General features: G+C 50.8%; 20 protein-coding genes and 3 tRNA genes. 11 read left to right on the top strand and 12 right to left on the bottom strand.

What is annotated here, in order from left to right; translation table 11 throughout:
• The first annotated feature begins 25 nt into the window (after positions 1-25).
• From ACO0LC_RS27955 to ACO0LC_RS27930, 6 genes are all read left to right on the top strand, one after another.
• A tRNA-Leu gene (locus ACO0LC_RS27955) sits at positions 26-110 on the top strand.
• Between the two features lie 7 nt (positions 111-117).
• Positions 118-193 (top strand) — tRNA-Gln (locus ACO0LC_RS27950).
• 125 nt (positions 194-318) lie between these two features.
• Positions 319-402, top strand: a tRNA-OTHER gene (locus tag ACO0LC_RS27945).
• A 992-nt stretch (positions 403-1,394) separates the two neighbouring features.
• The gene (locus ACO0LC_RS27940; protein WP_423009336.1) at positions 1,395-2,081 is read left to right on the top strand and encodes a hypothetical protein; all 687 of its coding nucleotides are present in this window, start codon (positions 1,395-1,397) and stop codon (positions 2,079-2,081) included.
• A 215-nt stretch (positions 2,082-2,296) separates the two neighbouring features.
• A complete protein-coding gene (locus ACO0LC_RS27935) occupies positions 2,297-2,716 on the top strand; it encodes a hypothetical protein (protein ID WP_423009334.1) in 420 nt (139 codons plus the stop codon).
• 396 nt (positions 2,717-3,112) lie between these two features.
• Complete coding sequence (locus ACO0LC_RS27930; protein WP_423009332.1) at positions 3,113-4,621, top strand: serine hydrolase domain-containing protein; 1,509 nt, start codon at positions 3,113-3,115, stop codon at positions 4,619-4,621.
• Positions 4,622-4,788: 167 nt separating this feature from the next.
• On the opposite strand, the gene ACO0LC_RS27925 is transcribed toward ACO0LC_RS27930, so the two are convergent.
• Both ACO0LC_RS27925 and ACO0LC_RS27920 read right to left on the bottom strand, forming a co-directional pair.
• On the bottom strand, positions 4,789-6,384 hold the full coding sequence (locus tag ACO0LC_RS27925) for a hypothetical protein (RefSeq protein ID WP_423009330.1): 1,596 nt from the start codon (positions 6,382-6,384) through the stop codon (positions 4,789-4,791).
• A gap of 266 nt (positions 6,385-6,650) precedes the next feature.
• Positions 6,651-7,262 (bottom strand): hypothetical protein, encoded by a 612-nt coding sequence (locus tag ACO0LC_RS27920; RefSeq protein ID WP_423009328.1) that lies wholly within the window; start codon positions 7,260-7,262, stop codon positions 6,651-6,653.
• Positions 7,263-7,375: 113 nt separating this feature from the next.
• Here ACO0LC_RS27920 and ACO0LC_RS27915 point away from each other — a divergent pair, with 113 nt between their 5' ends.
• The gene (locus ACO0LC_RS27915; RefSeq protein ID WP_423009326.1) at positions 7,376-7,582 is read left to right on the top strand and encodes a hypothetical protein; all 207 of its coding nucleotides are present in this window, start codon (positions 7,376-7,378) and stop codon (positions 7,580-7,582) included.
• Positions 7,583-7,995: 413 nt separating this feature from the next.
• The gene (locus ACO0LC_RS27910) at positions 7,996-8,424 is read left to right on the top strand and encodes a hypothetical protein (protein ID WP_423009324.1); all 429 of its coding nucleotides are present in this window, start codon (positions 7,996-7,998) and stop codon (positions 8,422-8,424) included.
• 324 nt (positions 8,425-8,748) lie between these two features.
• Here ACO0LC_RS27910 and ACO0LC_RS27905 read toward each other — a convergent pair whose 3' ends face one another.
• The 3 genes from ACO0LC_RS27905 to ACO0LC_RS27895 form a co-directional block, all read right to left on the bottom strand.
• On the bottom strand, positions 8,749-9,537 hold the full coding sequence (locus tag ACO0LC_RS27905) for a putative DNA-binding domain-containing protein (RefSeq protein ID WP_423009322.1): 789 nt from the start codon (positions 9,535-9,537) through the stop codon (positions 8,749-8,751).
• Positions 9,538-9,559: 22 nt separating this feature from the next.
• On the bottom strand, positions 9,560-10,441 hold the full coding sequence (locus ACO0LC_RS27900) for a DUF692 domain-containing protein (protein WP_423009320.1): 882 nt from the start codon (positions 10,439-10,441) through the stop codon (positions 9,560-9,562).
• A 73-nt stretch (positions 10,442-10,514) separates the two neighbouring features.
• The gene (locus ACO0LC_RS27895) at positions 10,515-10,784 is read right to left on the bottom strand and encodes a hypothetical protein (RefSeq protein ID WP_423009318.1); all 270 of its coding nucleotides are present in this window, start codon (positions 10,782-10,784) and stop codon (positions 10,515-10,517) included.
• A 724-nt stretch (positions 10,785-11,508) separates the two neighbouring features.
• Between ACO0LC_RS27895 and ACO0LC_RS27890 the strand changes: the two genes are divergently transcribed.
• Positions 11,509-11,895, top strand: a complete 387-nt coding sequence (locus ACO0LC_RS27890; protein WP_423009316.1) for a hypothetical protein — start codon at positions 11,509-11,511, stop codon at positions 11,893-11,895.
• An 83-nt stretch (positions 11,896-11,978) separates the two neighbouring features.
• Entirely contained in the window at positions 11,979-12,323 is a 345-nt protein-coding gene (locus tag ACO0LC_RS27885) for a hypothetical protein (RefSeq protein WP_423009314.1), read from the top strand.
• A gap of 126 nt (positions 12,324-12,449) precedes the next feature.
• Here the strand turns inward: ACO0LC_RS27885 and ACO0LC_RS27880 are convergent, their stop codons facing one another.
• From ACO0LC_RS27880 to ACO0LC_RS27850, 7 genes are all read right to left on the bottom strand, one after another.
• Positions 12,450-14,000: a methyl-accepting chemotaxis protein gene (locus ACO0LC_RS27880; RefSeq protein WP_423009312.1), complete on the bottom strand. Its 1,551-nt coding sequence runs from the start codon at positions 13,998-14,000 to the stop codon at positions 12,450-12,452.
• Positions 14,001-14,187: 187 nt separating this feature from the next.
• Positions 14,188-14,919: a carbon-nitrogen hydrolase family protein gene (locus ACO0LC_RS27875; protein ID WP_423009310.1), complete on the bottom strand. Its 732-nt coding sequence runs from the start codon at positions 14,917-14,919 to the stop codon at positions 14,188-14,190.
• A gap of 14 nt (positions 14,920-14,933) precedes the next feature.
• Positions 14,934-15,794: a protein phosphatase 2C domain-containing protein gene (locus ACO0LC_RS27870; RefSeq protein ID WP_423009308.1), complete on the bottom strand. Its 861-nt coding sequence runs from the start codon at positions 15,792-15,794 to the stop codon at positions 14,934-14,936.
• Positions 15,795-15,900: 106 nt separating this feature from the next.
• Positions 15,901-16,239 carry an energy transducer TonB gene (locus tag ACO0LC_RS27865; RefSeq protein WP_423009306.1) on the bottom strand — a complete coding sequence of 113 codons (339 nt, stop codon included), beginning with the start codon at positions 16,237-16,239 and terminating at the stop codon, positions 15,901-15,903.
• Positions 16,240-16,880: 641 nt separating this feature from the next.
• On the bottom strand, positions 16,881-17,825 hold the full coding sequence (locus ACO0LC_RS27860) for a hypothetical protein (RefSeq protein WP_423009304.1): 945 nt from the start codon (positions 17,823-17,825) through the stop codon (positions 16,881-16,883).
• A gap of 183 nt (positions 17,826-18,008) precedes the next feature.
• Positions 18,009-19,550 (bottom strand): FAD-binding oxidoreductase, encoded by a 1,542-nt coding sequence (locus ACO0LC_RS27855; RefSeq protein WP_423009302.1) that lies wholly within the window; start codon positions 19,548-19,550, stop codon positions 18,009-18,011.
• Positions 19,551-20,091: 541 nt separating this feature from the next.
• Positions 20,092-20,373: a DUF4148 domain-containing protein gene (locus ACO0LC_RS27850; RefSeq protein WP_423009300.1), complete on the bottom strand. Its 282-nt coding sequence runs from the start codon at positions 20,371-20,373 to the stop codon at positions 20,092-20,094.
• A 245-nt stretch (positions 20,374-20,618) separates the two neighbouring features.
• Between ACO0LC_RS27850 and ACO0LC_RS27845 the strand changes: the two genes are divergently transcribed.
• Positions 20,619-21,617 carry a LysR family transcriptional regulator gene (locus tag ACO0LC_RS27845; RefSeq protein ID WP_423009298.1) on the top strand — a complete coding sequence of 333 codons (999 nt, stop codon included), beginning with the start codon at positions 20,619-20,621 and terminating at the stop codon, positions 21,615-21,617.
• The last annotated feature ends 510 nt before the right edge of the window (positions 21,618-22,127 follow it).

The following is a 22,127-nucleotide window of genomic DNA, read 5'->3' as shown; positions in this document are numbered from 1 at the left end:
AGGCATGGGAAAGTGAAAGATGAAAGCGCGTGTGGTGGAATGGGTATACACGCTGGTCTTAAACACCAGAGCCAAATGGCATGAGGGTTCGAGTCCCTCTACGCGCACCAGTTTTACAGGGGATTAGCCAAGCGGTCACGGCACTGGGTTTTGATCCCAGCATTCCAAGGTTCGAGTCCTTGATCCCCTGCCAGTTTGAGGAGGGGGCGCTGTGCGCACCATGCTTGTGATGCATGGCGCACCCTACAAAAACGGGCGAGATTGAGAGCTGTGGTGCAACGCATTTTGCCGAAGCCGGTTGAATAAAGAAAATAAATTGAAAACGTGGCAGAGTGGATCAATGCACCTGTCTACATACAGCATCGCTGTCGGGGGCCGTGAGTTCGAATCTCACCGTTTTCAGCATACAAGAATAGCCCGCGTATAACCGTCCTTGCCTGCACGGCGCGGGAAAATAATTTCATAGGCATGCATATCGAGGCTTGATAGTGTAGTTCCGTACAAATCCCATAATCTTCAATCTTTCTGATCCGCTCAATCATATTATCCCGGTTATTTTCGGGGAAGATGAGATTTGAACCACTGACATTGATTTGTCCGACTGCGTTGCCTGGCTCGTGAAGCCATAAAAAAATCTCGCTGTTGCTGCGTAAGCCGGCAACTCAATTGAGGAGCTGTCCAAGACTCTGCAACCAGAAAAATGTGACGGCGGTGCTTTGGGACATCAAAGTACTGAATATTAAGCACTCCCCCACATCTACCCGGTACCACAGTGCAGACGCAACACCAACTGACATCCACACTAGGAGCGAAAGGGCATGAAGCCCGACGTAGCCGACAATACTGGGGCAGTATTATAATGCGGTACCGTCTGACCTAAGGCATGCGGAGCCTAAGGAGGCGGAAGGACAGTCTGGCTAGGAAGTATTAATTGCAGTTGGTAAAAGTGTTATTGCCCAGAGTTGTTGACGTGCAGCGTATGGGCTTCTGCGATGGCGTTGAATACATCACAGCTTCTCGCTCGTCGGCTTCTCTTCGGCTTCGCGCATATGCTATGTATTGCGGGTCGTTACATGATTCTCCACGACGACTCAACTCAGTTTGCCGTTCTCCTTGGTGAATATTGTGAGAAGGAAGGTATAGATAATCCATGCATAACTTGGCAGTTGGCATTGAGCTGTAGTAGCCAGGGGGCACTGCACATCCGGTTAGAATCAAAGATCCAAGCAACACAATTTTTTTCATTTATCGCTCCACTGTATTTTTTGTGGATAAATATTACATGAATATTGGTAGTGTTTCATCTACTTGTTTTAATTGCATGTACGGGTTAGTATTTTGACTTTGTTACTGAGTGTAATTACTTACCGCTATGCAGCGATAGAAAGGCTACTGTGAAGCGTTACGCCATAACTCTTTTATTGATCAGCACAATATCTGGGTGCGCATATGATTTAGCAGGGGAAATTCGTGGCCCCGCTTCTAATACAAAGGAGCAAAATGAATTGGCGATTCTATCTTGCAAGGAACAGTCCCGTGTCGCTGTTTCAACTGCCGAACGCCAGGTTGGTGCGTTCGTCGCTGGGCTTACTATAGTCGGCGCGCCTATCGCTATAGAAGCAGAGAAATCAAAAGCACGGGAAGTCTTTGCGGCATGTATGAAACAGAAGGGGTACTCAGTTGCGAATGTTGGAGAAAAGGTAGACGTTTCGAAATTTGAAACAGCAACAGCAATATCACCATTATCTGGATACATATATGGGCCACCTGGGGTAAGCGACTCCCAAATTAATACAGACAGGGGAATATGCGAGGCTACTACCCTTACTGAAGGCGACATAACAATGCGGAGAAACAAATTTACACAATGCATGACTGCAAAAGCCTACACAGTCGCACCGATAGGAATTAGGCCATTAGCTTTAGCTGATCGCGGATGCACATCATCTGAAAATGCTACGCAAGGAAAAAAATTGAATATCAATGGGAAGACAAGGTTAGTTGAAGCAGTGATAGGTACATCAGAAGCTTTATGTAAAGACCCGAGGTACCCAATATTTGTTGCACTCACTTCATCATAAACCCCTGTCACCTGTCATGGTATAAACCATGGTATCTCACTGCAAAGTCATACCCCGTATAGGGGTGTGACTTCCACCGTTTTCAGCATACAAGAATAGCCCGCGTATAACCGTCCTTGCCTGCACGGCGCGGGAAAATAATTTCATAGGCAGGGATATCGCGGCTTGATAGAATGCTGCTCTTGCACATAATCCTGCCCCACCTTATTTGAAAGTTGAAACTGATGCGTTTTCTTGTGATCCTGATGGTTCTGGGTATTATTGCCAAATTCTTGCTAGGCATGGGTAAGCAAGGATATACGTCTGTTGTGAGCGATACGAAAGCTAAGACGGCCGTTGAGCGTATAAAGGAAAAATTGCCGATGACCCTGGAAAACGGTTTGCGTATTGATAGCGCAGATTACAAAGACCGTGTCATGAGCATGTATGCCACAGAAGAGTTCAAACAAGAAATTTCAGTCGAGCAGCGCCAGGAATACAAAAAATCGCTACTCCATGCGTATTGCCGGGGTATGATGAAAGTCATTTACGATGACCATATCGCGCTTGAATATGTCTTCACCACACAAGCACGATCCTTGAATGATCTGTCCACGGAAACCTGGAAAGTTACCCTGCAACCGGGCGATTGCTAAGAGGCTGTTTACCATCTTAGGCGCATGCGTGATCAAGGCTCATGCGCTGTTCTTCACCCCCACTGACGCCCGCTATAGATCGTCAAAGCCTTGTTAGCGCTGGTCCTGTTTTTCAAGAAAAACGTAACATCTTTCACCACCACTGCTCGTACGCAAAATGTCTATGCTGAAGTAAGGTTTAACTTCAGAAATATCCAGACTAATACCTCCTGCCCCCGAATTTTCACCTTCTGTCGCAAACGCAGGATATGAAAAATCCGATTCGATAAGAATGGCGCATCCCAGCAGAAATTCCGGTGCTGCTCACCAGGCATCTCCGGCATCAGCAGATTTCTTTTGGGGAGAAATGCCACAATTTTTTCCATTCATGTTTTATCTGATCAAGGGCTCGTCATCATGTCTTCCATCTCCAACAAAAATTCTGCACAGCAGCCAAACACACAAAAGACGTATGGCTTGGGTAAATTCAGTACAAGCATTTTGGCTGCAGCGATGTTTGCCTTGCCAGTAGCGACCTGGGCGCAAAGTCCAGGTGTTGCAAACATCAGCAATGCCGCCAGCAATGACACAGCAAAGAGTTTTGACGATGCTTTAACTGGCCATTTTAAGGAAGAAATGCCGGGCGCAAGCGTCATCGTCACGCGGGATGGTAAAACCCTGTTTCGCAAAGCCTATGGTCTTGCGGATGTCGATCATAAAACAGTTTTGCAACCAGACATGATGATGCGTATCGGTTCCATCACCAAACAATTTACGGCAGTGGCGATACTGCAACTGGTCGAGGCGGGCAAGCTTAACCTGAATGACGATCTTGGTACTGTACTGCCGGCATTTCCCGCAAAAGGGCAAAAAATCACGATAGAACATTTGCTCACGCATAGTTCTGGTATAAAGAATTTCCTGGCGATGCCAGGTTTTGGCGACATCGCAGACAAGCCATTGACGGTCACGGAGATGCTGGATTTCTTCAAGAATGAGCCTTTGGAATTTGCACCCGGCGAGCATTTCGCTTACAGCAATTCAGGTTATTTTTTACTCGGTTTGATCATAGAGAAAATTTCTGGTCTGTCCTATGCCGACTATCTCGCCCAGCATGTATTTAGCCCTTTGAATATGCGTCATACCGCTTTCGAGGGGCGTGAAAGAGATGCGCAAAGGCGCGTCGAGGGATATGTCCGAGGCAGCAATGGCATACAGAAAGCGAGCCCCATCAGTGCCAATATCGGCTATGCCGCAGGCGCACTGGTTTCCACTGTCGATGATCTTGCGCTCTGGGATCAAGCCATCGCTGGAAGTAAATTACTCAAGCCCGCCTCCTGGCAGCAAGCCTTGCGTCCGCATGTGCTGAACGACGGAAAAAGCAGCAATTACGGATTTGGCTGGATGTCCATCAAGATACAGGGCGTGGCTGCCAACGCGCATGATGGAATCATTCCAGGATTTAATTCCTTTGTCATGCGCATCCCTGAGCAAAAGGTGTTCGTTGCAGTCTTGAGCAATGACGGCAGGCTCAATCCGAATTCTGCCTATATGGCGGAAAAAATTGCAGCCATTGCAATCGGCAAACCATTTCCCGAATATAAGGCGATTCAACTTGCGCCAGACGTGCTGGATCAGATACTTGGCGTATACAAAATCAACGCCAGGGAAGACCGCATCGTCAGCCGTACAGGTAGCCAGGTTTTTATACAAAGATCGGGCAAGAGCAAGATGGAAATTCTGCCTTACTCAGCTACCGAATTTTTCGTCAAGGATAGTCCGGCGCGGATACATATGCGTTTTGAGAAAAACGCCAACGGCGAGGTAAGGCAGATGGTATTGGTGCAAAATCAGGAAGAAAGCATATCTCCCCGCACCAGCAATCAAGTGCCGGCCAGTGCTGGCACGCCCGGCGGCGGTGGCTGATTTTTTGCCTAAGCTGTGTCCTGTGTCGTTTGGCGCTTGCGGCTAAACCTGGAGCTTGGTTGCGATCTTCAGGTTGATGTGGGACATATCGTCAGCCGGACATTTCTAAACGCGCAATGACTTCTGGCCTGCTTATCTGTCAGCAGGCCAGCGGTGTACTAATGGCCTCATTTAAAATGGAAAGAATCCATGAAGGCAGCAATTTTGTCTGCGCTGTCTTCTTTGACCGGCGCAGTTGCTTCTATGATGTAGACGGTCTTGTCATCAATAAAAAGCTGCATATGCTTCAAGCTACCCTTACCTGTCATTTTCAGGCTGAGTCCCGTCTTGCCTTCTCGCGTAAGGGTTTTGTCTTCAATGACGATGGTTTTCAGATCGCTGACGATGCCATCCCGTATCCCTTCCAGGAAAGGCAGGGGCTCGGCCGGTTCGTCAGCAATATCAAAATAGGTGATGGCATACTGGAGCTTGCCAGAGCGCGACAAATAGGTATGGTTATTGCTGACCTCAGTCGGGGCGGCAAGCTGTTGCTCTACTGGCTTGCCGGGCATGTCGATGCTGAAGTGCTGGCCCGGCGGGGAGAATGCTGTCATTGCCACTTCCGGGGCAGAGCCCAGGTGATTGTTCACATAGGAGGCATAGCCAATTTCAGCCAGTATCAGCACCACAGTCAAGAGGATGACATTGCTCATGTCATGATTGGATTCAGGAATCGCCTCTTTGCAACCCAGCAAACCTATCTTGTAACCCTGGTCACGCAGAATAGAACTGGCGCGCAAATTGATGGCCAGCACGGCCAGTACATTCACAAATGGGACGAAAGACAGGATACCGATGATGATTTTAAATGGTAGCCCCCAGTCGGCCCCACGGTACATACGTATCAAGCCATAAATACTCATGACCGCGACCAGGGCCAGAAATGGAAACACCATGACGGCAGCCTGCAAGCCGCGTGGATGGAAATGCTGTACCGACCAGACCATGCCGCCAAAGATCAGCGTGGCCAAATTCAATAAGCGCATGCCACTGGCAAGATTGCCAATTTCCACGTAGTCGTAAGTGTCTTGTGCAGCCTGGTTTCGTGCACTGCTGCCAGCAGTACTTGTACTTGTGTTTGTACTTGAGCCGGACTTGCGTGCGCCGGCCGGTAACACTGGAAATGCCATGCCTATGTCGCAGCGGCTAAAAATCCAGTTATACACAGCACGATTCTGGGCGAACACAGCCGCTGGTGCGCTGATGGTCACTGAAATCAGCATGCTGTCGGTGCGCAGGCAGCAGATCAGCAAATGGCTGTCTTCATCCTCGCCTGGCAAGCGGCCCTGGTATTCTGCGACTATGCCCTGGACGCGGCTGCCCCAGTTCTCGCCGTGGATGGCAACAGGCTTTGCCACCTGCGTCATCTCCGGCATTTCTTTGGTCACCATGGGCAGGCGCATGCCCACCCATTTTTCTATCGACACATCCTGGCGGGCAAAGCCCTTTGCTTTGAGCTTGGTACCCGTGGCCATGTCATGCAATTGCAGGGAGCGGCTATTCTTGGTTTCGCGCCAATTACCTGGCGCATACAACTCCAGCCCCAGGCTGACGTTACGAAATTCTTTGGGGTGCAAATTGGCGATGTCATGCCCAGTCAACTCGCGCTGACTGGAGGGGACATGGCTGATCTCAGGCGTTCTTTCTGGCTTATCCCAGTCTTCCAGGCTCAGGGCACTGGCCGACTGGCCTTGCGGCTTGGCGTTGAAAGCGTCAAATTTCATATTGCGTATTCTTGTTATTAAAGGAAAAGCAGACGCTTCACCAAAATGGAATCGTGGATTAGAACATTGACTAGGTAATTGTGTCAAATTGTTTCAGAAACTTACAAATAGAAACACTTTCGGAATGTAAATAGTGACAGGCAGGCTGCTTGTTGCAGTCCTGCCTGTGGTGGGAGAGATCAGATCACGGTAGCGTTCTTCCAGGAATCTGCTTTATTTATTTCTAGACATTATTGAAAAGGAAATACCATTTAGCTTGTCATGGCTTACATCGTTGGCAAGGCAAACGTCGTCATGGGTGTCTGGCCTTCATCGATGATGGCGGCCACAGCGGCAACAAAGGCCGCTTTGTCCGGTGCCGGGCCCAGGCCAAAATTGCTGCGGTTGCCATTGCAGATGCCAGTCAGCATGGTAAATGGCTGGCCACCTTGCGGCAGCACACTATATTCCAGGCTGAAAGTGCGGTAGATATCAGGCGGCGTCTGGCAGACGATGGCCATGAAATAAGTTTCATTGCGGTACAGGGGCGTGGGCATTTGTATGGTGATGATCTCGCTGCCTTTGGCCGTATGGTCGATAAAGACGGCCAGCTCTTCACTAGGGATAATATCAGCCGGGTTCTTGATGGTGCTGCGGCCAAACTCATCCCAGGTATCTGCCACCATCTTGCGCCCGCTCTGGCGCAGGTGTTCGGTGAAAATGGCGGCAGCATCTTCACGCAAGAAACGCGGCAGGATAATCCGCGTCATGGCCCAGTGATGGTCACGCTGGCCCGATTCGGTAGGCAGGCGCATGGGCCTGGATGATGCTTGCTGGCTTGCCTGGTCTTGCTGTTCTTGTTGCTGGCTGTGGGGGAAAGTGCTGTCGTTTTTACTCATGGAGACTCCTCGTAAGTGATGTCGTCAACATCAGGGGTGGATGAGAAACAGGCTGCTAAGGTAAAAAACATCAGTACAAACGCGAGAGCAGGGGGCTGGGCTATGAAAATAGCGTGGCATTTTTATGCGCTTATGCACAAGTCATTTGCCCCTTTTTTCTGGCGGACGCGGATTATGGAGCAGGCAAACGCGCGGCGCTAGTGGCTGTGATAAAAATAATTGAAGAAATTTGCGGACTGTTGCAATGTCTCAACGAGACGGCATTTTATTGGCACGCCAGCCCGAACCCGACGGTCATGGCCTGCATTTTGGATTTATAATACGCATCATCAAAGCTCGATAATTACCACCTGTAGGTTGCTCTTTGAGCAGCGCCGCGAAGGTTTGCAAAGATAAAATAAAGATAGGATAGAGATAAAGAACCGGCGTGCCTGACGTTCTCTACTCGACACTCACATCTTCTGGCTGGCTTCATCCCCCCACCACTCCTATTATTGTTAGGCATCAAAATAATAGTCTGTGTTCGAATCCATATTTATCTTGCAAACAAATTGCTTGATGCGCTCTACCCGCCAGCCCACAAAGCTGCGCCAGCCTCCTTGCACCGGGTTTATATCCTCTGATAAATTGTGCGCCCAACCAGATATCTTTGCTGCGTGGGCATTTTTATGTCGCTGCATATCAGTATCTTCAGCAGCAAAATCCAGACTCTCATTATCGAAGGAAAATCACTGTGTTCAGATGGATCATCTTCATATGCGTCACCTTTGGCGCTCTCAAGGCTTGCATGTCGTCGTCTACGGGCCCTGGTGGCGGATCTTCCAAGCCGGTTGGTATGGACAGTTCCATCTACCGAGAAGCTGCAGAATTGAACAAAAAAATGCCCATGATTATCAAAGACAGGCTGCAGATCGACGCAGTCAAGTACGATGGAAAAGTAATACGTATCATTGGCAAGCAATTGTGGAAACAAGACCTGACAGACACAGAAAAAGAAAACCTGAGCAGAGACTTGAAGACTAGCTATTGCAAAGGTGCGTTCAAGGCTTTTGCTGCCGCCAATATCTCGGTAGAACATGCTCTGACCACCCAGCCCCGCAATCTGCAAGACCTGAGTACAGAAACCTGGACTATGTCAGCGCATCCCAGTGATTGCAAATGAGGAGGCCAAATAATTTTTGTATTTGTCGCGGGTATTGATCTGGCTGATATGTGGAGCAGGGTGCGCCTGCAAATATTTTTCTGTTGATGTACATGCAAACCCTGTCGTCTTTTACATGGATATCTTCTCCATCGTCATTTTTGCGCAGGCAGGAATCCATGGTGTTTGTTCCGTGAGATTTAAGTTGCCGTAAAGTGCGTGCAATGAATAGAGTAGGGTATGCGTTGTAACGCACCATCCCCACCATCGGTGACTTAAAAGCGGTGCGTTATAACGCACCCTGCTCGATGCTTGGCTCCATGCGCCCCCTGTTACTGGCCTGTATCAGGCTTCCACCACACCCGCCAGCATCTCGTCGACGACCCAGGTTTGCAACCAGCCACCTATCTCACTGGCGATATCGGGGTTCTTGTCTGCGGCACGCTCGCATACATCGGCAAAGCGCTGGCCCAGGCCAAGTTGGCGCAGGGCTTCAGCTTCTTCTGTACCCAGGCAGCGGAAATGCGCCTGTAATTGCTTGCGCCAGACTATCCAGGTGGCCGGTTTTTCTGCGCTGTCTATGCTGTCTGGTGCTGGTGGTTCCTGGTCTTCATTCAGGGCCAGCCAGATGGCGACGCTATTCCAGCGCATGCTGATGAATTGCAGTGAGCTGCTGGTACGCAAACCCACGGTTTCCCAGTCGCTGACGGTGGCCAGATCAGACAGGGCAAGGATGGGATGGTCTGGTGCATCAAAGGCCGTGCCCAGTGCCCATTCAAATTGGGCCAGTTCAGCCACTTGTGGATGCTCGGCAAACTGCTTGCGCAGCAAGGCGGCAAACTTGTCACCAAACCAGCGCAGATTGCGAAATTGAGAAGGGTGGGCTTTTATATACGCCGCGCATGCCTGATAAAACAATTCATCACCCAGATACGCATGGGTCTTGCTATAAGCCTCGGACAGCGCGTCGCGCAAGCGCAGGCGATAAGCCTGGTAATAAATATCCAGCCTTGCCTCATGCCCCAGGCCAGGTGTCACGGCCAGGTGCTTGTGCATGCGGCCAGTATCACGCTGGCCCAGAATAAATTCCTGGAAATCTGTTTGTAAATTTTTTAAGCTCTGCGTCGCGTTCATCGTCATCTGCCTGCCCATGTGTTTATGCTGCCAGGTCTGTTGTCGCTGTCGCCAGCATTGTGCCGCAGGCACTGGCGCACACGCGGCGCGCCTGATCCAGTTCGGCCACCAGCTCTGCCAGCGGCGGGATATTGTCGTCGCGCTCTATCATGCTGGGTACTGCCCCAAAACGGCGTATCGCCTGCGCATACAAGGCCCACACCGGATCAGCGATGGGCTGGTCATGCGTATCGATAATATGCGTGCCATGGTCGCTATGTCCGGCCAGGTGGATTTGCTGCACACGGCCAACCGGGATGCCGCACAAATAGTCCATCGCATCAAAGCTATGGTTGACGCTGCTGACATAGATATTATTCACGTCCAGCAAAATCATGCTGTCAGCCTGCTCGGCAATGGCCGCCACAAATTCCCATTCGGGCATGCTGTCGCTGCTGTATTGCAGATAGCTGGAGACATTTTCCAGCACCAGCCTGCGCCCCAGGACATCCTGCACGCGACGCACGTTGTTGACGACCAGCTTGATGGTTTCTTCGTTATACGGTAGCGGGAAGAGGTCATGCATATTCTTGCCATGTACACCCGTCCAGCAGATATGGTCGGACACCCACATGGGGGATATCCGTTCCATCAATTTCTTCAAGTCGCGCAAATAGTCTGGCGATGGTCCTTCTGGTGTGCCTATCGACATCGATACGCCATGCATGACCACAGGATAATCAGCACGTATTGCATCGAGCATGGCCAGTGGTTTGCCACCGGGCACCATATAGTTCTCTGACAAAATCTCAAACCAGTCCACCGCTGGCTTGTCAGCCAGTATCGGCAGATAGTGCTCAGTACGCAAACCCAGGCCAAAGCTGGCAGATGGGAGGGGGAGTAGGGGTGAGAGGGAATTTGTCATGATCTAGTCAATGTGAAAGAAAACAAAAAATGCGCCAAGCCGGTGCCTGGCGCATTTCATCCATCAAGCTGGATTATTTATCCAGATCAATGATCTTGCCGCCTTTAGCCAGGCATTGACCAGCAGCAGTTGCTACAAAGCCATGGCCTTTGCAAGAATTTTGGCCTTTGCAAGCATTTTCTGCTGTCTTGCAATCACTTGTACCTTTGCAACTATTGATACCAGAGCAATGTACTTTATCACCGGCGCTGACAGTGCTGGTGCCAGCAATGGCAAAGCCAGACAAAGCCATCGTAGCGGCAGCAGCAGCGATCAGGGCACCAGTTTGGATAGATTTTTTCATGATGTTTTTCTCCGTTAATTTGAAATAAATGAAAGTTTTGAAAGTTTTTTGCTACAAACAAAGTTCTTTGCCTGCCCTGCAACTTGCATCAACAAGCAGAACTTAAGCATCAGTCGGGTGAATTTCAAATTACTTACACTTACTGGAATAAATAATTGCATTTATTTTGTATAGACGGAAATGGGAATAGGGTGTAGGGCAGAAAAAGGGGGGCTTTACGGCAGGCAGACCTGTCGTTACCTCGAATTAGATATGCTGTTGCAGGAGCGGCTTCAGCCGCGAATGGTTGATATGTCTGATGTAATGCAAAACCGGTGCGTTATAAAGCACCCTACGCACCCTGCTTACTGTCAATAATGACTAGCACGGTATATCCTTCGCGGCTAAAGCCGCTCCTACGATATAAGGCCCCTACCGACCAATATCGCGCAGGGTAAAGCCAGTAGGGTGCGTTGTAACGCACCGCCTTTATGTCACCGATGCCACCGATGTCACCCATGGTGCGGATGGTGCGTTACAACGCACCCTACTTACTGTGGTGAGATTTTTGGTCTTGACTTCAGTATGGGCAGGGTTGCCAGCAAACCCGCACTTCACACTAAACGCATAACCACTGCATATGCGCATGGCATGCTTCAGGCTCTATGGCGAGGTGCTAGCACATGATGCTCGGGTGTGCTAGCTGGCCCGCCTATTCATCTCATATCACAGATCGCGTTCACCCATGGAAATCCTGGCCTGCCTTTGCCTGATACCTTATGCCATTCCATTCGGCCTGGTTTTTATGATATCCAATCGTCCCGTGCTATGGATTGTCGTGGCCATGCTCAGTGCAGCACTTCTCTGGCAACTGTTTGACGGTCTGAGTTCTTTGCATAACACGGGGATGACAGGTGGCGAGGGAGAGCCTGGTAGTGAAGAGTCGGCTGGCCTTATCATTTTCTTGCTCTATGGTTTCCCTTGCGCTGGCCTGTGGGCTGGTGCTGCAAGCCGCTGGTTCTTAGGGCGACCGGGCATGGCTGCCGAGAATGGCGTCGTGTGTGCGGCGCTGGCGCTGTCTGGTTTCCTGGCCTTGCCCTTACTGTTTTTTTTGTGGGTATTGACCAGGTAATGAAGTTGGCTGCGAAAAGAATCCTGTATACATAAGCGCAGTTTTATCTACACATTCACGTACTACTCTTTATGAATCTTTTCTTGACAGCTTTCTTTCTCCTGCCATATGCATTGGCTTTCATCGTCGCTCTCGTACTCCCACTGCGCCCCGCGCCAGTCGCTGTCGCTGCCTTGATTGCCGCACTGATCGTGAGCTTGCCCCTGGCCAGTCTGTATAACAATGGCGCAGGCGGAGACGACATGCCTTATGATGCCGCCCTGGGATTATTCATCCTGGCCCTGGCTTGTACGGGTTTGTGCGCTGGCATAGGTACGCGCTTGTTGCTGTGGCGGCGTGCTCATTTCCGCCGCAGCCAACTGCCGCGTGCTGCAGTCACGCTGACTGGTTTCCTGCTTTTGCCAACGGTATTTTTTGCGATTATCTGAGAGGGACTTGCATTTTCCCTGTAGGAGCGGCTTCAGCCGCGAATGGCTGACAATACGGTATACGGTACATCATTCGCGGCTAAAGCCGCTTCTACCTAGCTATCTATCAAGCTGGTGACTGGCAACTCATCGCGCTGCTCGCACAACCCCGCCACTCTGCCTGGTCCTGAACACCGACACAGCATTCATCAATTCACCTGATTGCTCATTGAGGCTGGTGGCAGCGGCGGCCATTTGTTCTACCAGGGCGGCATTTTGCTGGGTGGTCTGGTCCATCAGGGTGACGGCTTCACCGACCTGGGAAACACCAGTAGATTGTTCGGCGCTGGAGGCACTGATCTGGGCGACGATTTCGCTGACCTTGCGGATGGCGCTGACCACTTCTTCCATGGTGCTGCCCGCCAGGTCAACTTGTTGCGTGCCTTTGCCCACCGCTTCCACGCTCTTGCCTATCAGCGATTTGATTTCCTTGGCGGCTTCGGCACTGCGTCCTGCCAGCGAACGTACTTCACTGGCCACCACGGCAAAGCCACGCCCCTGCTCACCGGCGCGGGCAGCTTCTACTGCTGCATTCAAGGCCAGGATATTGGTCTGGAAAGCAATGCCATCGATGACGCCGATGATGTCCTGGATTTTTTGCGATGATTCATTAATGCCGCGCATGGTGCCCACCACTTGCTCGACCACTTCGCCACCACGGCTGGCAACGGCAGAGGCTTGTGCCGCCAGTTGATTGGCCATCCTGGCGCTGTCGGCATTGTGGTTGACGGTGGAATTGAGTTCTTCCATCGAGGCCGCAGTTTCTTCCAGCGAGCTGGCCTGGCTTTCGGTGCGGTTGCTGAGGTCCATACTGCCCGAGGCGATTTCACTGGTGGCCTGGGCAATGCCGCTGGCTGAGCCACGCACCCCATTCACCAGCGATTCCAGCGAGGTCTGCATTTCTTGCAGCACGCCCATGAGGCTATCGTCACCGGCATTATTGTCTATGGTTTGCGCCAGATTGCCCTTGGCAATATTCGAGAGTGCATTCCTGGCCTGGGCCGGGTCGCCGCCCAGTTCTTTGTGCAGGGTCTTTTGGCAATAGAAATTCAAGAAGACCGCCACCAGGCCCGCCAGCACCGCCAGGATGAGCGAGAGCGTGACCGTGAAGCTGACCTTGCTGTTGACATTGGCATGCTCTTGCGCCGAGCGTTTACCGGCTTCGTCGCGCTGTTTTAAGAGCTCAGCCCGCAGGTTGCGCCAGGCCGGGGTTTCTTCGGCATTCAGCACCGGGGCGGCATCGCCCTTGTCTTTCAGGATGGCGACTATCTTTTCTTGCGACTGTGCGTGGATGGTACGCAGCCTGGGCAATTCGGCCAGGCTTTGCGTGCTGTTATTGCTGGCCGATATTTTCTTGGCTTCTTCAAAGGCCTTGTCATAGGCAGTTTGCGCCGCCTGGAAATTCTCTACGCCCTTTTTATTCGATGGGTCCAGCACCACATTCCTGAGCGCCTGGCCCATCTGCAAACCCTGGGCATACATCTCGGAGATACTGCGTTCCAGCGCCTGCTCTGTTGAAATATAGTTATCAAACTGCGTGCGCGTTGCCATCAGCGCGGTGATGGCAGTCGCCAGGCCTATGGCAAACAAGACAGCAGGGATGGCAGAGCAGAGGACAATTTTGGCTGAAAATTTCATGCTGACTCCATGATGTCGACCTTTAAGGGGCAATGACCTGGTTTATCTGGTGATGCAAGAAAATGGCTGCTGAGCCTGCTGTCTATCGGGCAGCAGGCGTTTGATGAGCGTATAAGAGTGTATCAAATAGGGGTGGCGGGATAGTGAAATATTTTGTCAGGGCAATAAAAAATTGAGGGCCAGAGCTTCATTCTAGCTCGAAGACAGCGACCCCCTCACTGCCCTCGGCCACGCGCGCGAGGATCTCGCCAACTGGCGAGACTATGCAAGTACAGCCATGGCTGACCTTGCCACCATGGGTGCCGACTACGTCTGCCGAGGCCACCCAGCAGCCAGTGTCCATGGCACGCTGGCGCAGGTTGTCTATACTCTTGCTACGCCATAGCTCTGCAGTCGCGGGTGCCAGCAGATTGTTCAAGGGGTAGCAGAGCAAACGCGCCCCTTGCTGGCTGAGTTCTGCTGCGCATTCCGGGTAATTGGCATCGTTGCAGATATTGATGCCGTAAGAGTAGCCAGATTTCTCAAACAGGGGTGATGCATGTCCTGCCAAAACACCGCGCTCATGGGGATGCCGTTTCGCATATTTACCCATTACCTTGCCTTGCCGTATTACGGCAGCAGCATTGTAGATGCCTGCTGCGCTCTGCTCAAAAAATCCCAGGATCAGGTCGGTGTCAAAGACAGACAGTTCTTGCAGCATTTGTGTGAAAGGCGCGCTGTCTGTAGAAAAGGCACGTAGCGCTATCGTCGCTGCATCGGAGGCATAACCCAGCAAATAAGATTCAGGAAAGATGGCCAGGTCTATACCCTGGCCCTGGCACCAGCGCAAGTCTGTGCACAATTGCGCTATGGTTTTTTGCAGGTCATCAAAAATGGGATGACGCTGGAAGGCGGCGATGCGTAGCTTTTGCGTGTTCATCGTGGCATGCGCCTTTACGCTTCCACATACAATATCGCTATCGTCGCATCATCTGCCTTCTTGACTGCCATGCCACTGGCTGCACCCGCCTCATACGCACGCAATTCCTGCATCATGGCAGCCAGCCCGCGGTTAGCACAGGCTTGCATCAGGCTTTCATCCTCATAGAGCTGGTAGCTATCGACCAGGCGATAAAAGCCGTCTGTCATCAGCAGCAGGCGATCACCCGCAGTTAACTGGATATCATATTCGCGCGCAGCAAAGCGACCTTGTGGGTGCAGGCAGAGTATGGAAGGCCGAGCGCTCATGTTTTGTGCCACACGCCGTTCACGCAACATGGGCAAGAGCCTGGCCCAGCGTGCTTGCTCATCCAGGCCCTCTTGCTTCAGTTTTTCTATCGCGGTTTTGAGTATGCCTTCTTGCGGGTTGTCATAGGGATCAAGATCGTGCACTTTGTCCTGTGCATCCAGCAGAAAAGTTTTGCAATCCCCCAGCGCATACAGGCTGGCATGCGCACCACCAGCCTGCACGCGCAGCCAGCTCAGCGCTGCAATTGGCCAGGCATAGGCGGGTATGGCAGCCGCTTGCAGCAAGTCCTGGTGGTGGGCATGGAGTGTTTGCAAGGCCAGTTCCACACTATCTGGCTGTGACATGGCAGGCGTGCTGACTTGTTGCAGGGCTGCCGCAAGTTGCTGTACAAACCAGGCTGCGTCGCCAGAGTCTACACCCAGATAGGCTTGCTCAGCCACCGAGCTGGCACCATCAAAGACCAGCAAATCCATCGTGCCATCATCATGGATGAAGTGACAGGCGAGGTCTTCGTTGGGCTTGTCGCTGGCGGGGGTGGAGAGGGATGTAATGTCTGTCTTGTTCAAGCTACAGTCCTGGCGCGTTTATTATGAAGACATAATATAGCACTGGCTCACACATTTGCTCGGCTAGGGCGCGCACGGCGCGCCCGGCAAAAATTCCGGCGGAGGTTTACTTCAACTTCCACACAAAAGCCAGATTATTCCAGCCCGGCGTGACACCCGTTTGAAAGCGGCAAGCCTTGAGGGCACGCATGGATTCTTTATCGATGACACGAAAGCCGCTGGAGCCTGTGATCTTGGCATCGACAACCTCGCCTTTTTCATCGAGCAAGAAGTTAAACCTGACCTGTCCCTGCACTTCATCCGTCAAGGTCCTTTGGTCATACGACGGTGCATCGCAACCAGATGCAACAAAAGCCTGGCTGGCATCCATGGCAAAGGCGGGAAGGGTGGCCAGGGCAAAGGCCAGCGTGGTGACGAAGGCATACAGACGTAATTGTGGGGTCATGGTGTACTCCTGTAGAAATAAAAAATTGTTGAACTCGCTCTTGCCACTGCGGCAAAACCTGCCATCAGTCGGGCAGTTGGCACCAATATACGTGGCGAGTGCGCGAGTAAAAAATCAATATTTCATATAGGTATTATTCGCAAAAAGCATAATGCTAGCGATGCATTATTCAGGTGCGCCCAGCGATGATGGACAGGGCGGTAAACTCTCCAGGCTAGTGCAAAAACTGCTGCAAAGTCTGCGCTCTTGGCGTTTTGTTTTCAGAATGGTGCAAAAAATATTTTTGATCTTGACGGCATCATGTTGGAATTTTGTGGGTTTTTTGAGTAGTCGCGCACCTTGACTGGCTATACACCGCAACTCGCAAACCCGTCATGCCGGACTCGATCCGGCATCCAGCGCCATTGCTTGTGCAAGCCCGCGTAGGTGCGATTAGCGCAGCGCAATCGTACGCATGATAAGTCTGAAATGACGGTAGGTACCCGGAATATCGGGGGCACTATTTTTTCAAGAAAAATGATGGTGACGGCTGGCATGCGTACGATTACGCTCACGCTAATCGTACCTACGCTTGCTATGAGCAACATATGGCAGAAAAAGAATCTATCTCAATGTCCGAAAATACTTGACCACTACAATGCTTACCACCGTTCATTTCGAATGAATACTCGTAGTTGAGTCAAAATCGCCCCATAGGAAGAACTAACCACTTTTAGCATAGTAGTGTCAGATTTTAGGAGGCCCTTGAGCACATCATTAGAAGGAAAAGCTTTGAATGAATTTTCAATCAATATCAAAGCTTCCACAACCCGCATAAGTGCTTTCTCCTGACGTCGAGTACGGGGATCAAGTCCCCGCAGCATCTTAAAATGAAAATCTTGCACGGCCTGCAAATAGTTCTCCTGAGTTGGGAAATTGCATTTCGCAAAGATTTTTGGAAGGACAAGCAATAGATTGGCTCGCGTAATTTCATCACGGTCCTTGTGGCGCACAGATAACGCATCGCCAAGGGTATTCAAAAAACCACCTGGTTTATGTGCGGTCTCATCGGTCCAGAGCCCATCAGACACAATAAATTTTAGTAATATGGGATCATCAGTCGCTTGCATCATTAAATCAATAAGAGTGAACCCGCTATCAATCTCCTGAACCTCAACCTCGATGATAGGAGCCCGCAAGAGCATAATCGCGTCACTCGACGAATCAATTATAGAATCGTCGTTAGTTTTGCTTCCTCTCCTAAAATTCCCATATGTATTTTCGTTTGCAAGAACCAATTTTGCATTACGAGCGTCCGCCCCGTTTGGAAGCACAGCATTAAGTTGATAGGGTGTAGCAAGTAGATTATCTAGCCAAGCAACAACAATTGCGTATTTATCCCACATTTCTGGAATCACTGAATGGCAGTCTCTGAATAGTTTTTCTGCGTCAAGCATCAATTCACTGAATACTGGCAAAGAAAGTTTGACCAGCTCCTGTTCGCGATTTAACGCCCATTTGTAACGCTCCAGCATTTTCGTGGTCACTACCCCTATTAGAACGAAGAGCAACGCGAGTGCTCCTTTGTCCACGATGAACTTGAACACTTCGAATTCCCTTGGGGACAGAGATTCTACCCAAGCACAAATTTCGTTAAAAATTAATATCATCTTGCGGCCTAAAAAAATACGTCTTTGTCTAAGTACAATTACGTTCACGTTAATTGCACCTACTCTTGGTGGTTGCTAGAGCAAGGCCGGACCTGATCATCCAGCCACAGGCAAACCACTTCACTTCTGCGGAATACTCTGCTCAAACTTGAAATAATCGTGCGGATCGTATTTGTTTTTGACGAGCTTTAAACGATCCAGGTTAGGGCCATAATAAGCCCTTGCCCAATTGGGCTGTTCGCGATTCGGGAAATTGACATAGGCTTGCGGTAGTACAAAAGGGCTCATGGCGGTAAAGTATTCGCGCAGCCATTGTTGTTGTCTCTGTACCACGTCCAGCTTGTCTATCGGCCCCCAGGCAGCTTCCATTTCAAAAATATAATTGGCATTGCGATGTGGGTAGGCAGTGGCATTGACTGGCACGTCACGCACCTTGCCGCCAATGGCAAACAGTATGCCCATGTTTTCTGGCACGAGTGAACCACCGGGCCATTTCAGCATCCAGCGCAGCATCATTTCCATGCCTTCTGGTGACATTTTTTCGCCCACATAGGATGAGCGCAGGTCATACATGCCATTGGGGTCGTCGGTAATCAGATAATCACGCGCTTGCCAGTAAGTCATTTCACGAATATCCGCTTTGACAGGTGTGAGCATGTTCAATACTGGTTCCAAAGCCTTCATCGCCGCTTCTTTGCCGCCGAAGAACTGGCCCAGTGTGGTGACCTGCAAATCGGCCATGGTGTAGTTGCTGCCGGCACGGCGGGGCACGATTTTGCTACGGGTAGAAATCGTGGTGGGATTATTTTGCTGCAGGTCCTGCAAGGCAGAAAACAACTCTATCTGTTTCTGTGCAGGCCAGAGGATATTGAAAATGGTGACATTGTGCGACACATCCACCAGGTTAAAGGTGAACGAGGTATTCACCCCAAAATTGCCGCCACCGCCGCCGCGCAGCCCCCAGAATAAATCCTGATAGCTGCCCTTGTCTTCGGCCACCACCAGTTGCTGGTTGGGTAAAACTATTTCTGACGATTTCAGGCTATCGCAAGTCAGACCCGCATGGGTTGCAGAAAAGCCCCAGCCACCACCCAGCACCAGACCCGCCGCACCCACGGTCGGGCAACGGCCCGATGGCACAGCCAGGCTGCTGCCGCTAAAAAAGTTGGCCATGTCCTGGTTGCTGACACCTGCTGCGATGGTGCAAGTGTTCTCCTTTTCATTAACGCTGATGCCATTCATCGCTTTAACGTCGATCAGCAAACCCTTGGTGGTAGAAAAGCCTGCGTAATTGTGGCCACCAGAGCGAACCGCAAAGGGCTGGCGATGATCGATCGCCCAGCGCAGGCACAACTGCACATCTTTATCATTGGCGCACATCGCGACGGCGACGGGCAAGATGTCTGCATAGCGCTGGTTGTTTGGCGCGGCAGCCATCATGTAACCCAGCTCACCAGGTAAAATCAGGCGTCCGGCCATACTGCGTGCAAGCGCCGCCAGGTTGTGCTTGCTATGCAGTGCCGGTGCGGCGGTGGCCTCCCCTGAAATACCCAGCATGCTGGCGGTGGCAAGTGCTGTGGAAGTCTGCAAAAAACGGCGGCGTGAGGGGGTGGGAACTGAGGTGGGGACTGAAGTGGTGACAGAGGTGGACAAGACATCCATGAACTTCTCCTTGAGTTTGGCAAAACCAGCGTTGAATTCAGGTATAGAAGTGTGAAAAGCCCCAGGCCAGTTCGCTACCCGCCACGCTGTATCGCTGCCGCCCGCCAGGCGCGCAGTTGTACAGCAGTACTTTGGGGAATATCCACAGCAAATGATTGATGCTGATTCTTGTTTATCTTGAAATAATACCAATAGATTGTCTTTTAAAATATTCTTTTACACAAGATAAAGCAGACGCGTCCGCACAAAAAACAACTAGTGGTATTTCGGTATGGGGGGAAAATGCATGGCACTGGGTGCAAGATCAAGTCTGGCATGACGACGCGGGGTATAGCTGCCGAGTGTGTGAATGGTGATGCACTGTTTAGCACATCAAAGGCGGAGTCAACACAGATTTTCTCTGTGAATCTCTGTGTCTCTGTGTTGAGAGGTTTTTCCAAAAAAAAAACGCAAAAAAACAAAACCCGGCCAATCATCGATCGCCGGGTTCCATCATTCCATCTGCCAGCCAGTGCATGCCTGACCAGCTATATCTACACAATTAATTCTGTGTCGATTTTTGTGCTTTTGCTGTCGCTACTTTGTCAGCATTGGCTTTTTCTGCTGCCAGACGTGTTTCATTGGCTTTGACCAGGGCAGCCTTTTGCGCTGGGTACCAGGAGAAACCTTCCATGCCGATTTCTTCGCCATTGGCGCGGGCTTCTTGCAGTTCGGCAACTACTTCGGCACGGGTTTTTTGTGCAGGTGCAGTATCGGCGGCAAAGGCAGAAGCAGCAGTCAAAAATGTCAGGCTGGTTGCCAAAAAGAGTTGTTTCGCATTCATGATGATTCCTATCAATAAGTAAGTTTTCAGAGTAAGCCTTCCTCACATTATTGCATAATTGTTATGAGAAGTGAAATTTCACTTCCGATAACAACTACAGCAAGCTAATGTCAGTGGCGCGGTGTAGAGCGGGTTTTGATGTTGCACTGCACCGATGGAAAGAAGTGTAGGCTTTTCGGATTCAACAATAAAGTATTGAAACGGGAATATACTATTGCTGAATCAGGAACAATAAAGGACTTGAAATGGACAGATTGCAATCTATGCGCATTTTTGCCAAGGTCGTGGAGCTGGGCAATTTTGCCAAGGCAGCTACGGCGATGGACATGTCCAATGCGGTGGTGACGCGGTATATGGCCGATCTGGAGAGCCACCTGGGTACGCGTTTATTGAATCGCTCTACCCGCAAATTGTCGCTGACCGAGACCGGCCTGGTCTATCTGGAAAGGGTGCGCGCCATCTTGAGCGACATCGACGATGCCGATGCCATCGCCTCTTATGCGGCGCAAAAACCCAGCGGCACCTTACGCGTGTATTCTGTACCGCATTTTGGTAAAGCGCAACTGGCCCCTCTCTTGCCTGAGTTTGCCAAGCAATTCCCCGACGTCATGCTCGACATCAAGATCACTGACCACCATGTTGACCTGGTGGAAGAAGGTATCGATGTTGGCTTCTACCTCGACCTGCAAAAGATAGATGGCAGCATGATCTCGCGCAAGCTGGCCACCTCAGAAGTCTTGTTGTGTGCCTCGCCCGCGTATCTGCAAGAGCATGGCACGCCAAGCACGCCAGAGGATATTTCTGGGCACCGCTGCCTCAACTTCAATTATGATTTCTTGCGCGATAACTGGATGGCCTTTGACAAGCGCATAGGGCGTGATTCTTACCGCAGCATCCCCATCCAGGCCAAGGTCATCAGCAATAATGCTGACGTGCTGCGTGCCTGTGCCCTGGCTGGCATGGGCCTGGTGCTGCGCACGTCTTTCCAGATCGATGACGATCTGGCGCAAGGCAGGCTGGTCAGGCTATTCCCAGAACATTGCTTTGGTGCGGTGTCAATATCCATGGTCTACCCCAGCCGCCGCCAGTTGTCGGCCAAGGTCAGGCGCTTTGTCGATTTCGTCGCCAGCAAGTTCCCGCATCCAGAAGAAGACATGTGGCTGGGCGGTTGCCCCTACCGCATACGCGAAGATAAACTCAGGGAACTGGGCATCGCCCATCCTGGCAAGGTGCGCACTGGCTAAGCCATGCAGCTGAGCATGCCTGCGCCAGGCTTGCGTGCAATAGATGCTTGTAAGCAAATGTAAAATAAGATCGTCATACTTGTGTAACACAATTTGATTACCATATGCGGGTAGTGTCTCCTTAGGTATTGTTCTCGCCACGGAATTTCTGATTCCGTGGCGTTTTTTTATTCTGGGATATGATATGCCCGCCTCAGATTGGGGGCGCAAAGCGTAAGCTACTCATCTAAATTTTATTCTATGAAATTCTTTAACATGCCTTGATTCATGAATTATATTTTTCGCGGGGCAGCGTGTTCAGGATTGTTTGTGAAAATTTTGTGCACGAGATAGAGATACTCAATGAGCCGCGTAGCACAAAAAGTAAATGCCAAGACATAGCCCGTAGGTACGATTAGATTCTATGGTTCCCGTCAAGTTTTTATCGAGATGAGATCAGAATTAAAATCAACGCCGTTCTTGAACAGGCTAAAAGCAACTCGCAATATTTTACGTGCGATGATCATGATA

Origin of the sequence: Undibacterium sp. JH2W, from assembly GCF_049340425.1 — a bacterium.
Classification (GTDB): domain Bacteria; phylum Pseudomonadota; class Gammaproteobacteria; order Burkholderiales; family Burkholderiaceae_D; genus Undibacterium.
Note: the sequence above shows the minus strand (reverse complement) of the source record. Positions and strands in the feature narration are given on the sequence as shown.

What these genes read in the sequence shown, in the direction of transcription:
- ACO0LC_RS27880 (WP_423009312.1), bottom strand. Translation starts at nt 14,000, where the DNA reads ATGAAATTTTCAGCCAAAATTGTCCTCTGCTCTGCCATCCCTGCTGTC.
- ACO0LC_RS27900 (WP_423009320.1), bottom strand. Translation starts at nt 10,441, where the DNA reads ATGACAAATTCCCTCTCACCCCTACTCCCCCTCCCATCTGCCAGCTTT.
- ACO0LC_RS27845 (WP_423009298.1), top strand. Translation starts at nt 20,619, where the DNA reads ATGGACAGATTGCAATCTATGCGCATTTTTGCCAAGGTCGTGGAGCTG.
- ACO0LC_RS27865 (WP_423009306.1), bottom strand. Translation starts at nt 16,239, where the DNA reads ATGACCCCACAATTACGTCTGTATGCCTTCGTCACCACGCTGGCCTTT.
- ACO0LC_RS27905 (WP_423009322.1), bottom strand. Translation starts at nt 9,537, where the DNA reads ATGAACGCGACGCAGAGCTTAAAAAATTTACAAACAGATTTCCAGGAA.
- ACO0LC_RS27850 (WP_423009300.1), bottom strand. Translation starts at nt 20,373, where the DNA reads ATGAATGCGAAACAACTCTTTTTGGCAACCAGCCTGACATTTTTGACT.
- ACO0LC_RS27890 (WP_423009316.1), top strand. Translation starts at nt 11,509, where the DNA reads ATGGAAATCCTGGCCTGCCTTTGCCTGATACCTTATGCCATTCCATTC.
- ACO0LC_RS27895 (WP_423009318.1), bottom strand. Translation starts at nt 10,784, where the DNA reads ATGAAAAAATCTATCCAAACTGGTGCCCTGATCGCTGCTGCTGCCGCT.
- ACO0LC_RS27875 (WP_423009310.1), bottom strand. Translation starts at nt 14,919, where the DNA reads ATGAACACGCAAAAGCTACGCATCGCCGCCTTCCAGCGTCATCCCATT.
- ACO0LC_RS27930 (WP_423009332.1), top strand. Translation starts at nt 3,113, where the DNA reads ATGTCTTCCATCTCCAACAAAAATTCTGCACAGCAGCCAAACACACAA.
- ACO0LC_RS27925 (WP_423009330.1), bottom strand. Translation starts at nt 6,384, where the DNA reads ATGAAATTTGACGCTTTCAACGCCAAGCCGCAAGGCCAGTCGGCCAGT.
- ACO0LC_RS27855 (WP_423009302.1), bottom strand. Translation starts at nt 19,550, where the DNA reads ATGGATGTCTTGTCCACCTCTGTCACCACTTCAGTCCCCACCTCAGTT.
- ACO0LC_RS27920 (WP_423009328.1), bottom strand. Translation starts at nt 7,262, where the DNA reads ATGAGTAAAAACGACAGCACTTTCCCCCACAGCCAGCAACAAGAACAG.